Source organism: Confluentibacter sediminis (assembly GCF_003258355.1).
Lineage (GTDB): Bacteria > Bacteroidota > Bacteroidia > Flavobacteriales > Flavobacteriaceae > Confluentibacter > Confluentibacter sediminis.
The window spans coordinates 1-11467 of record NZ_QKPO01000032.1; the positions used below are offsets into that span (position 1 = coordinate 1).

General features: G+C 32.7%; 12 protein-coding genes and 1 riboswitch. Of the genes, 8 read left to right on the forward strand and 4 right to left on the reverse strand.

The features are described 5' to 3' along the window. The first annotated feature begins 468 nt into the window (after window positions 1-468). The 4 genes from DKT72_RS17545 to DKT72_RS17560 all read left to right on the forward strand — a co-directional run bounded on the left by DKT72_RS17545 (window position 469) and on the right by DKT72_RS17560 (window position 3475). On the forward strand, window positions 469-1227 hold the full coding sequence (locus DKT72_RS17545; RefSeq protein ID WP_111310054.1) for a hypothetical protein: 759 nt from the start codon (window positions 469-471) through the stop codon (window positions 1225-1227). 215 nt (window positions 1228-1442) lie between these two features. Continuing rightward, window positions 1443-2036, forward strand: a complete 594-nt coding sequence (locus tag DKT72_RS17550) for a hypothetical protein (RefSeq protein ID WP_111310055.1) — start codon at window positions 1443-1445, stop codon at window positions 2034-2036. A gap of 358 nt (window positions 2037-2394) precedes the next feature. Continuing rightward, window positions 2395-2961, forward strand: coding sequence for a hypothetical protein (locus tag DKT72_RS17555; protein ID WP_111310056.1), 567 nt, complete (start codon window positions 2395-2397; stop codon window positions 2959-2961). A gap of 292 nt (window positions 2962-3253) precedes the next feature. After that, window positions 3254-3475, forward strand: coding sequence for a PLDc N-terminal domain-containing protein (locus tag DKT72_RS17560; RefSeq protein WP_111310057.1), 222 nt, complete (start codon window positions 3254-3256; stop codon window positions 3473-3475). 272 nt (window positions 3476-3747) lie between these two features. On the opposite strand, the gene DKT72_RS17570 is transcribed toward DKT72_RS17560, so the two are convergent. Continuing rightward, entirely contained in the window at window positions 3748-4368 is a 621-nt protein-coding gene (locus DKT72_RS17570; RefSeq protein WP_111310059.1) for an NAD(P)H-dependent oxidoreductase, read from the reverse strand. 80 nt (window positions 4369-4448) lie between these two features. On the opposite strand from DKT72_RS17570, the gene DKT72_RS17575 reads away from it, so the two are divergent. From DKT72_RS17575 to DKT72_RS17590, 4 genes are all read left to right on the forward strand, one after another. Then, window positions 4449-5327 carry a LysR family transcriptional regulator gene (locus DKT72_RS17575; protein ID WP_111310060.1) on the forward strand — a complete coding sequence of 293 codons (879 nt, stop codon included), beginning with the start codon at window positions 4449-4451 and terminating at the stop codon, window positions 5325-5327. 251 nt (window positions 5328-5578) lie between these two features. After that, window positions 5579-6010, forward strand: a complete 432-nt coding sequence (locus tag DKT72_RS17580) for a hypothetical protein (RefSeq protein ID WP_111310061.1) — start codon at window positions 5579-5581, stop codon at window positions 6008-6010. Window positions 6011-6306: 296 nt separating this feature from the next. After that, window positions 6307-6837, forward strand: a complete 531-nt coding sequence (locus tag DKT72_RS17585; RefSeq protein WP_111310062.1) for a YHS domain-containing (seleno)protein — start codon at window positions 6307-6309, stop codon at window positions 6835-6837. Between the two features lie 480 nt (window positions 6838-7317). After that, the gene (locus DKT72_RS17590) at window positions 7318-7863 is read left to right on the forward strand and encodes a pyridoxamine 5'-phosphate oxidase family protein (protein WP_111310063.1); all 546 of its coding nucleotides are present in this window, start codon (window positions 7318-7320) and stop codon (window positions 7861-7863) included. A 68-nt stretch (window positions 7864-7931) separates the two neighbouring features. On the opposite strand, the gene DKT72_RS17595 is transcribed toward DKT72_RS17590, so the two are convergent. The 3 genes from DKT72_RS17595 to DKT72_RS17605 form a co-directional block, all read right to left on the reverse strand. After that, the gene (locus DKT72_RS17595; RefSeq protein WP_111310064.1) at window positions 7932-8939 is read right to left on the reverse strand and encodes an acyl-CoA dehydrogenase family protein; all 1008 of its coding nucleotides are present in this window, start codon (window positions 8937-8939) and stop codon (window positions 7932-7934) included. Continuing rightward, complete coding sequence (gene pnuC, locus DKT72_RS17600) at window positions 8920-9525, reverse strand: nicotinamide riboside transporter PnuC (RefSeq protein ID WP_111310065.1); 606 nt, start codon at window positions 9523-9525, stop codon at window positions 8920-8922. The genes DKT72_RS17595 and pnuC overlap by 20 nt, the downstream gene beginning before the upstream one ends. Window positions 9526-9581: 56 nt before the next feature. After that, window positions 9582-9698: riboswitch (TPP riboswitch) on the reverse strand. A 1099-nt stretch (window positions 9699-10797) separates the two neighbouring features. Continuing rightward, window positions 10798-11091, reverse strand: coding sequence for a GIY-YIG nuclease family protein (locus DKT72_RS17605; protein WP_111310066.1), 294 nt, complete (start codon window positions 11089-11091; stop codon window positions 10798-10800). Window positions 11092-11467 lie beyond the last annotated feature (376 nt).

Here is an 11467-nt window from a genome sequence, read left to right on the forward strand (position 1 = left end):
GAAAAAGAATTGTATAATTATATCAGGATTTATTTAATAACCTGTATAGTTATTTTAGGACGGGTCACGTTATTGCTGTTGGCATGCTTTATCCATACTTAAGCCATACTTAAGCCATACATGAGGTAGGGGGTAGGGTGCTGGGTGCTAGGTGTTGGGTTTTCCCACGACCCGTCCTGAAATAGCTATACAGGTTATTAAATACATCCTGTTATTGCTATACAGATACAGGTTGTTTAATAAAACTTGATGGTATTAGGTGTTTGTATGAAAAGAGAGAAATTATTTTGATTATTTGTAAGAAAAGGTTAATATTGGTTGGTGTTATATGGATTTGAAAAAGGAACAAAAAAATACGTGGAGCGAGAGATGTTGAAAGTTGCGTAAATGCTGCTAATTGGGAAGGTGTGTTTAATAAAGTTGTGGATATAAGCAAGTTGTGGATAATTTTTAAAAATCGTATATAATATGATAATAGGAATTTCATCATTTTGCTGGGAATGTTTTAATGAAACTTCCCAGACAAAAGAAGATTATGAACAATTGAAAATAGAGCTAAATTCTGACGTCGATTTTGAAGTTGAACTAAACGACGAAAATTTATATGAATTTATCTGTCCTAAAAAACATCGTTCATTAACCCAACTACAAGAACAAAAATTTGAAATATTATTTGACATTGCATCGTTGGCTTTAATAGATGGATATACTAAAGAGGCTGTTTCTAGTTATTCTAGTTCGCTTGAAAGATTTATCGAATATTGTATACTTATAATTTCATTAAAAAATTCGGTCACAGTTGATTCTTTTATTAAAACATGGAAGCAAATGGCGAATCAATCCGAAAGACAAATTGGAGCTTTTTTGATACTATTTTTGCAGGAAGGAATAGCTAATCGAATAGAAGAAAATAGATCAGCATTTAGAAATAAAGTAATACATAAAGGTTATGTTCCATCATCAAAAGAAGCTATAGATTATGGTCAGTATGTAATGTCATTTATCCAAAATACACTCAAAGACTTAAACCAAACAAGTAGTGAATTTTTACAACAAGCAATGCATATTCATCTGACGAAAAATGGTGATAAATTACCTGGGAATGTGCGTTTAGCAAATGCATCAATGCCAACTATTATAAGCTTAAGAAGTGTGCAAAGCATAGATTATGGAAAGGTCTCCTTAATAGAGGCACTTGATTCTGTAAAAAAAAAATGGGTTTTATAAACACTTTTATAGAAAGAAAATTAAATAAAAAAAAACTGCATACAACACACATTTAGCCATATTTGGGACTTTAGTGAAATTACCCTACTGTGTGAAGTTCGCAAATTTGCATATTCAAATTAAACGGCTAAGAAGTCTCATGACTTCATAGGGCAAGGGCTACTTTCGTATGAAGATAAATTAAAGATAAACGTTGACAGTAATTAATAAAAAACATGATGACAGATACAGTAAAATTTTGGATTACACTTTTTGTGTCAATAGTGGCAATAGGATTATCTATTTATACTATATGGGATACTACATATAGATCTAAAATAGAAATATCTTGTGGTAAGCAAGCAAAACTGTATGTATCTACACTTGATAATAAAAAAGTTCAACCTATTATAATGATGAGTTTGGCGTTTATTAATTCTGGTGGTAAAACAGCATATTTAAGTGATGTAAAACTTAATGTAAGAATAACATCGAACAATAAAACATATATTGAACAAGACTTTAATCCAATTAGAGAATATGAAAATATATTGTACAATGACAATATAATACAATCAGAGATTTTACCAATTGTTATTATTGGTAGAACTTCAATTGTAAAAAAGTATATTTTTTATCCAAGCACAGAGATTAAGCAAATACAGATTCCTAGCAGTTTTGATGTAAAAATAAAAGTTCTAACTTCTCAAAATGGAAATTGGACAAATCAAAAAGAATATGAAATGAAAAATGTTGATAATGTTTGGCAAGATATAGAATCGACACAAAAATTATTCAACTCATCATTGAGAGACTTATATGAAAAATAACCTACTCAGCAAAGTGTGTAACATCACACCCAACAAATCCCCTTAAATTTCCCAACAACCCAAGGCTATAAACCTCCTTTTGTGGCAAAATGCCTTTCCACCAAGGTTTCTGCCGAATACAAAAACACCTCACACTTTTTCCATGCCCGGGGTTGGCATCGTTTAGGCTCAGGTGGTGTTGGGTGCCCCTGCTTTGCAAAGTTTTCGACTTCCTAAAACCATTGACATTAACAATAAGATTATGGCTATATAAGTCTGTTGGATAGCTTGTTGAAAAGTAATATATTGCGTATATAAACGATATGGCTGCAATGGGGGTTGGTGTTTGTTGTGGTTGTAGGGCTTTATTTGAAAAAATATGACTATACCGAAATTCTTATTTCATTATTATGAAATTGAAAATGGACCATTCCGAAACATTACTGAATTTGGTTATGAAAAAGCTGAAGACATCCAAAATAAAATCTCGAAAGGATGGAATAGTAAAAGACCAGAGAATTATATTAAATTAAGGTTAGCTTTAGAAAAGAGAATTAAGGAAAAATTTATTTCAAAAGGAGGAAAACCAAATAGAAATGACCCTTTCTATTTTACATTAGGAGAATGTGATTGGGCGAAATCTTGGTACATTAATCCAGGAGTTATAAAAATTCCTATAACTGATTTTAAGTCTGAACATATAAGTTTTACTTATCCTGATAGTATGGTATCCTTTCAGTTTTACGATGAGCCAAAACTTGAAACTTATAGAAAGGATTGTAACGGACAAGTTTTCTTGCTAAACGAAATGAATGACTTGATAAGTGAGTACGGAATTCCATCAGACGAAAAGTGTTTAGCGGAAGAAAGCTTAAAATATGATAAATACATTGAAGCCCAAATATGGGACGAAGAGATAATAAATGAATATAAAAACAAAGGCTAACAAAGCAGGTAAGGGTTGCCCAAGCCCATACATTATAAAAAAGATACTTCTGTAACTGCCTTTTGAGTCAGTTTCTTTTTTTAGGTCGCTTCATCTGCTTTGGAAAGTTTTCAGCTTCCTAAAACCATTGACATTAATAATATGATTATGGCTATTATAAGTCTGTTGGATAACTTGTTAAAAAGTAATATATTGCATACGTAAACGATATGACTGCAATGGGGGGGTGTGGTTGTGTGGGTATTAGCTTTAATGCTTAAAAAAAATACGAATAAAAATTAAAACAAAAACTATGAACTATTTTTTAACTATTGGACCTTCTCAAATAATTTTAATATTACTCGTTTTTATACCAACGATTATAGCTCTCATTGATATTCTAAAAAATGAATTTTCTGGAAATAATAAAATTGTATGGATTTTAGTAGTATTACTTGGGAACCTTTTAGGAACTCTTTTATATTTTATAATTGGAAGAAAACAGAAATTGCCAGCAACTAACAAAACTAGTTAACCTTGAATATATTACGCTGTGCTTTTTAGACCGACACAAGCCCATACATTATAAAAAAACAGACTTCTATAACTGCCTTTTGAGGCAGTTTCTTTTTTAGGGTACTTCCCTGCTGTGTGAAGTTTTCAACTTCCCTAAACCATTGCCATTAATAATAAGATTATGGCTATTATATGACCGTTGGATAGCTTGTTGAAAATTAATATATTGCATATATAAACGATTTGGCTGCAATGGGGGTTGGTGTTTGTTGTGGTTGTATGGGGTTGGCATTAATTTGGAAACCATTTTTCAATCAAAGTTTTTATTTCGAATTTTGCATTCTCAAGAATTGAATTTAATTGGTCTCTATTTTGGTCAACTCCAAAAGCGGAAATCTGTTCTGAAGCTATTCCTATAAAGTCAAAATTCTGCTTTATTGTGGATGAGGCAAACTCCTTAACATTACCTGACTTATTATAATCGAAACCACTAACTACTATTGATAAAGCTTTTTTATTATTACAAAGACCACTAAAACCTGTTTCAGGACTAAAAGAGAATGTCTTATCGCTAACGACAATAGCATCTATCCAAGCCTTTACAGTTGCTGGCATAGTAAAATTGTAAATAGGAAAAGCTAATACGATATTATCAACTTCAATAACTTCTTCTATAAGTTTATGATGATTAGATAACGTTGAGAGTTGTGCTTCTGAAAAGTTTCTCTTGCCCATGTTCCATTCCATTATTAAATTCAAATTTTTCTCTAATAATAATTCTGGTGGGGTTTCTGCTAAATTCAGATGTTTTATTTCTGTCTTCCCTTTTGCAAGTTTTACAAACTCATCAAATAAAATTTTTGTGTAAGATCCTTTTCTAGGTGTATAGTTTATTACTAGTGTTTTTGTCATAATTTATATTTTTATACAAATATAGATTCAGTGCATTGATAATTTTAATTATTTTTGTTTGATTATTTATAATATATGTTATGATTAATTTAGAATGGTTGAGAACTTTCAACTCTATATATGAATGTGAAAACATAACGGAAGCTTCAAAAAAATTAAATATGACTCAACCTGGAGTTAGTAAACATCTATCTGCATTGGAAAGTCATATTGGTAAAAAACTATTTGAAAGAACTACTCGGAAATTAGCACCTACCGAATATGGGAAATTTTTATATTCTCAAATTAACAATCCATTACAAGAATTAGAAAGAGTAGAATATTATTCAAGTCAAAGAACGAAAAAACAACGATCTGCAATAATAATTGGTTGTACAACAGACTTTTTCAAAAAAGAGTTAATACATCAAATCTATTCTTTTGATATGTATATAGTAACTCATTTTGGAAATGAAAAGGAATTGATTGAAGCCCTTGAAATGGATAAAATTCAATTATTAGTAGGGATAAAAAAGCATGATATGTATGACCATCAATTCACATACATAAAGAATGAAGAGTTAGAATTAATTTGTTCCAATACAATTACTATTCCAGAAGGTATAGAGAAAAGTGATAAGCAATTCATTACATGGTTACAAAAGCAAACTTGGTTTACTTATGACAATAACCAAGATGATATAAAAAAGTTCTGGGATTCTAGATTCAATATTAATCCTAAAATAGTTCCAAGATATATTTTATCCTCCTATATGGACATAATAGAAGTTTTAAAAAATCATAGTGGTTTTAGTATAGTTCCTAAACATTTGTGTGAAGAGGAGCTAAACAAAAACTTAATTAAGGCCCCAATAAAGTCTTCTAAAATAATAGAGCAAAAATTATTTTATTCATTTAAGCTTAAGAATAAAAACTTAAAAGAAATCAATCTTTTTATAGAGAAGATAAAAAAAAACTAATGACAACACCCGTAGTTGCACAAGCCCATACATTATAAAAAACATACTTCTGTAACTGCCTTTGAGGCAGTTTCTTTTTAGGGTACTTCACCTGCTTTGGAAAGTTTTCAGCTTCCTAAAACCATTGACATTAATAATAGGATTATGGCTATTATAAGTCTGTTGGATAGCTTGTTAAAAAGTAATATATTGCGTAATAAACATATGACTCCAATAGGGGTTTTGTTTGTTACCTGCAAGCTGAAAAACCGATGAACATTCCAAAAACATCAGATGATTTTCAAAATGAATTTTATTCGTCTATTGACTTAATGGATAAAATTGGAGATTTAAGAATTCAACAATTTATAGACAAATTAAATAAAGTTTCTGATGAAGTAATAGTGGACGGAATTGTTAAAGTGTTTGAAAACGAAAAAAGACCTGAAACGGAATATGTTGACCAAAAATACGCTGGAAAAATATTGGTTATCCTTAAACCGAAATCTGATATTGATTTAAGCTTAATTCTAAAATCGACAATCGGAAATTGGAATAAAAGTGTTGAGGAATTCCCTTTTTGGATAAAAGAAAATTACGGAATTGAATCTGTGAAAAATAAATTGTCTGAATTTGAAACTCAAAATCTGACAGAAATAGAATCTGATAAATTGAAAACGATAAAATGGTGGCTGAAAATATAAATCGGAATAAAAGCTCGTCGAAACAACACGCTTTTTTTTGTATTTCTGAAACCGAAAACCCCTGCTGTGGAAAGTTTTAAACTAATAGGATTATGGCTATTATAAGTCTGTTGGATACTTTATTAAAAAGTAATATATTGAGTATGTAAACGATATAACTACAATAAGGTATATATTTATTGTGGTTATACAAGTGTTGGCAAACATTTGAGTAACTATTTTAATTAAATAATATGCATTTTTCATACTGAGATTTAAAAAATTTCAACACTTTTTTAACTATAAAACTAAATAATATGAAAATCATTCCTATTATTATATTTCTAGCATATTCTTCGATTATGTGTGCACAAACTAATGACGAAATAATAATTATAAAGCACGGGAGCCAAAAATATCCTATTGAGAATGCTGATGCTCCTGATTATAATATAGACAAAGACATATTAGCAGTGAAAGGTTATGATTTAACCGAATATTATACCCATAACAGAGCATTGAGAGGTTCTAGCAAACACCAGTATCAATATAAAGGAGTTAAATTTTTCTTCTTAAACGAAAACAACAAATCAATCTTTATAGCAAACCCTGAAAAATATTTACCAGAGTATGGTGGTTATTGCGCTGACAAGATGGGAGCAATATTCATTGGTGGTACAAAGCCAGGAAAACATGATTCCAACCCTGAATATTTTATGATTATTGATGATAAATTATATCTATTTAGCTACAAATCCGAACTGTATTTTAAACGTTGGAGAGAGAATAAAAAAAACAATATAGAAAAAGCAGATAAAACATGGGAACTAATGAACCATAAAAACTAAAAACGTTTGCCAACAACAGTAACCGTTGCACAACCCTATAATTTCAAAAAAGCATGATACAAAAACGCCCTATTTAAGGGCGTTTTTTGGTTTTAATAGGTTCTTGTCTTGTACATTGAAAGATGATGATATGAGTTTAAAATGACGTTTATAACAGCCTTAAAACGGTAAAAAACGAAGTGTAGACTTTCCGCCCCACTTTTACTGTGTTTTTGGGTGAATGGTGTATCTATTACCCGACTACTTTTTTATTAAACTCTGATTTCGAAATTATAGATAAGGACTTGGATTCGGAAAAATTAAGAGAACGTTTAAAAGAACTTCTTGAGTAACAAACTTAAGCCGGGTATCGTTAATTGCTTAGGTAAGTGCCTATTTGGAAAATTCCTTTGGGGTGTTTTTTGGTAATTATTTGTTTACTAAATTAGTAGCTGACTATGAAACTGATTATATACCAAACGTGTAGCTAATTTAAAGAATATGGGAAAAAAATTAGATTTTATTACTGACGAACTAAAGGAATTCATTGAAAATCAAAAGATATTCTTTGTGGGAACGGCTTCTAATGACGGAAGAGTCAATGTGTCTCCGAAAGGTACCGACTCATTTAGGGTTATTAATATGAATAAAATTGTTTGGTTGAATTTAACGGGAAGTGGAAATGAAACCGCCGCGCATTTAATAAAGAATAATAGAATGACTATTATGTTTTGTGCTTTTGAAGGGAAACCTTTGATTTTAAGACTATACGGACATGCAAAAATTTACCATAAAAGAGATAATGATTATTATAAATATTCAAATTTGTTCCCCGATAATATAGGGGCTAGGCAAATAATAGAAATGGATGTAAACTTGGTTCAAACTTCTTGTGGTTTTGCTGTTCCTTTTATGGATTTTAAAGAAGAACGAACAACATTAAACGCTTGGGCAGAAAAACAAGGAAAGGACAAAATTGAAGACTATTGGAAAAACAAAAATACCATAAGTATTGATGGTTTTGAAACAAAGATTCTTGAAGATTAAAAACTAGCGACAACAAAGAACGGAGTTGAAAAATGGCTGGTTTTAGCTTGACTAAAGGGAGTTGCTCGCTACTTCCTAGAAAAAATATGGTGCTGTGTTGCTGTAAAGTAATCTCTAAATATGATGTTTAATGGATGCTGTTGGCTGCAAGCTTTCACACCCAATAAGGGGTATATATGGAGTATGGCCTGTGATATGTTTTTTACCGAAACCGAAGCTGCTTGGTGTATGGTCTCTATATAGGTTTCTGTAATGGTTGTTTGTTTGGTGGTGAGTTGTTCCATACGTTCGGCAAATTTATAAAGCCGTTGGTTGGCTTTGGATAGTACGTTGTGAAAGGGTTCTAATGTTTTTGTTTCTAAAATTTTAGCGGCTTCATATAAAAAATGCTCTGCCATGCCTACATAATTTACCCAGAGCGTTAAGTCGGCAAATACCGAAAACGGGATTTTAAAAATGGCTTGTGGTAAATAAAACCGATTGTAAACGAAGGCCTGTTTGGAAGGTACCAACAGCGACTCCACCTTAAAGGAATGGGTTGCCGTAGCTTGTAAGCCCATCGTATTCCAGTCTTTAATAATGGTCACGTCTTCTTTAGGGATGACAAATGAATAGACTAAGGGCTCGCCCTCGTCATTCAGCACAGGCTTGCCATCAGAAAGGATTTTAGCATTCAATGTAAAATGGCTTAAGTAAGGCGCCCCTGTGGCGTACTGCCATACTCCAGAAACTATATAGCTATCGTCCTGTTGTTCGGCTGTACCAAAAACACCGCCACTACCTCCAAAACACGGGGTTTTCTCTGTATTTAAAAATATGTGGTTGGCCGTTTCTGGTTGTAAATTGCCAATAAAATAGTTGGCGCCACTGCAAAGGGTGACCGTCCAACCCAAACTGCCATCGGTTTTAGCAAGTTCTTGCAATGTTTTTAGACCTTGTACAAATGATGCTTCCAATCCGTTATAGGCTTTTGGAACCCATAAGTTCCAGAGGTTTTTATCGGCAATCCACTGTAAAGTGTCAGCTGAAAATTCAGAAGCTTCCATGAGGTTTAAGTTAAACGGTGGTGTATTCATTTCTTGATGTCTGTTGTATAAGTTGTTTCCATTTAAAATATCCTGAGATGGCCACTGCAAATAGGAATGCCGTTAAACCCGCATAGATATAGAGGTCTTTGTAAATTAGTAAGGGTATGGAAATGATGTTGCTGATGTTTAAATAGATCCAGTTTTCTATCTTTCGTCGTGCCATCAGCCACATGCCTGCCCAAGCGAAGGCTGTGGCTGTGGCATCCCAGTAAGGCACATCGGAATTGGTGTGTTGTGATAGCCAATACGCCATAATAATAAAGCAGCCTATAACAATGCTTATGGCTTTTAGGTGGTCTTGGAAATTGGAATAACTAATGGGAGCGTCCTTTTTTTGTTTGCCAAATTTCCAATAGAACCATCCGTAAATACTCATGGTTAGGTAGTAAAGGTTGAGTAGGATGTCGGCATACAGTTTGGAGTCGTACAGAACCCACATGCCAATGAGTATGGAAATAATACCAAATACATAGTTGTTGACATTATTTTTTCTGGACAGAAGTACTTGTGTGACTCCGAAGCCTGTACCTAGCCATTGTAAGATGATAATTGGTGAAAATAAATCGGCCGTCATGTTTTGTGTTTTTTAAACAAATGAAATGAGGAGACGAGCCAAACATGGAAATGGATACAGACCATTTCCATAAAATCCCTACGCTGGTATTACCCAGATCAGGTGCCGAGTTGAAAAACTCTTGGGTATCATCTCAGCCTGTTTAAAAAAAACAAGCACCCCATTATGTGGCAAAGTTAAAACTATAGATGTTATAATAAAAATGATATTTCTTTTATTAACACTAAATAATTAATGCATTTGGTAAATGAGCTTCTCGATACATTTTTTGTTCCGTTGCCCTACACGAAACATACTCGAAGTGACATTTGGGTTGTTGATTATGTTTTTGGTTAGTATGGCTTCTCGATACAATTTTCTCCTGCTTCGAAAATCACTCGAAGTGACATTTGGGTTGTTGATTGTGTTGTTGGTTAGTATGGCTTCTCGATACAATTTTCTCATGCTTCGAAAATCACTCGAAGTGACATCTAGGTTGTTAATTGTGTTTTTAGTGAGTATGGCTTCTCTATACATTTTTTGTTCCGTTGCCCTACACAAAACATACTCGAAGTGACATTTGGGTTGTTGATTATGTTTTTGGTTAGTATGGCTTCTCGATACAATTGTCTCATGCTTCGAAAATCACTCGAAGTGACATCTAGGTTGTTGATTGTGTTTTTGGTTAGTATGGCTTCTCGATACAATTTTCTCATGCTTCGAAAATCACTCGAAGTGACATCTAGGTTGTTGATTGTGTTTTTAGTTAGTATGGCTTCTCGATACATTTTTTGTTGCGTTTCACTGCACAAAAACACTCGAAGTGACATTTGGGTTGTTGATTGTGTTTTTGGTTAGTATGGCTTCTCGATACATTTTTTGTTCCGTTGCCCTACACAAAAAATACTCGAAGTGACATTTGGTAAATGAGCTTCTCGATACAATTTTCTCATGCTTCGAAAATCACTCGAAGTGACATTTGGGTTGTTGATTGTGTTTTTGGTTAGTATGGCTTCTCGATACATTTTTTGTTCCGTTGCCCTACACAAAAAATACTCGAAGTGACATTTGGTAAATGAGCTTCTCGATACAATTTTCTCATGCTTCGAAAATCACTCGAAGTGACATCTAGGTTGTTGATTGTGTTTTTGGTTAGTATGGCTTCTCGATACAATTTTCTCATGCTTCGAAAATCACTCGAAGTGACATCTATGTGTTAACTGTGATTTTGGTTAGTTAGCCTGTCAGTTCGAGTGAAATACGGAGGCACGAAGTATTTTGTATCGAGAACCATTAAGAGTTAAACTTTTTCTTAGCTAGGTTTGGAAGATTATCAAATTCACCATTTATCAGTGCTTCTTTTTTCGCTTTCGACCATTTTTTGATTTGCTTTTCAGATGCAATAGCCATGCTAGGCTCAGTAAATTCAGCATAAAAAACCAAGCTAAGGGGTCTTCTCGCATGTGTATAACTGTCTTTGTGTTTACCTGACTGATGTTCCATAAATCTACCTTCAAGATTAGATGTGAATCCTGTATAATAAGTTCCATCAGAGCATTTTAAAATATAAACATAGTAGATTTTCATATGTAGATATTTATTGTTTTTAAATGGTCATATGGTATCGCCTTATCTTCATTCGTGTTTGATTGCAAATTTGCTAATGGCGATTTCATATTCTAAATATAGTTATTTTGGTTTAGCTTCTCGATACAATTTTCTCATGCTTCGAAAATCACTCGAAGTGACATCTATGTGTTAATTGTGATTTTGGTTAGTATGGCTTCTCGATACAATTTTCTCATGCTTCGAAAATCACTCGAAGTGACATCTATGTGTTAATTGTGATTTTGGTTAGTATGTCTTCTCGATACATTTTTTGTTCCGTTGGCCTACACAAAACATACTCGAAGTGACATTTGGTAAATGAGCTTCTCGATACAATTTTCTCATGCTTCGAAAA

Coding starts and splice junctions, on each gene's coding strand:
- DKT72_RS17545 (WP_111310054.1), top strand. CDS start 469: ATGATAATAGGAATTTCATCATTTTGCTGGGAATGTTTTAATGAAACT.
- DKT72_RS17550 (WP_111310055.1), top strand. CDS start 1,443: ATGATGACAGATACAGTAAAATTTTGGATTACACTTTTTGTGTCAATA.
- DKT72_RS17555 (WP_111310056.1), top strand. CDS start 2,395: ATGACTATACCGAAATTCTTATTTCATTATTATGAAATTGAAAATGGA.
- DKT72_RS17560 (WP_111310057.1), top strand. CDS start 3,254: ATGAACTATTTTTTAACTATTGGACCTTCTCAAATAATTTTAATATTA.
- DKT72_RS17570 (WP_111310059.1), bottom strand. CDS start 4,368: ATGACAAAAACACTAGTAATAAACTATACACCTAGAAAAGGATCTTAC.
- DKT72_RS17575 (WP_111310060.1), top strand. CDS start 4,449: ATGATTAATTTAGAATGGTTGAGAACTTTCAACTCTATATATGAATGT.
- DKT72_RS17580 (WP_111310061.1), top strand. CDS start 5,579: ATGAACATTCCAAAAACATCAGATGATTTTCAAAATGAATTTTATTCG.
- DKT72_RS17585 (WP_111310062.1), top strand. CDS start 6,307: ATGAAAATCATTCCTATTATTATATTTCTAGCATATTCTTCGATTATG.
- DKT72_RS17590 (WP_111310063.1), top strand. CDS start 7,318: ATGGGAAAAAAATTAGATTTTATTACTGACGAACTAAAGGAATTCATT.
- DKT72_RS17595 (WP_111310064.1), bottom strand. CDS start 8,939: ATGAATACACCACCGTTTAACTTAAACCTCATGGAAGCTTCTGAATTT.
- pnuC (WP_111310065.1), bottom strand. CDS start 9,525: ATGACGGCCGATTTATTTTCACCAATTATCATCTTACAATGGCTAGGT.
- DKT72_RS17605 (WP_111310066.1), bottom strand. CDS start 11,091: ATGAAAATCTACTATGTTTATATTTTAAAATGCTCTGATGGAACTTAT.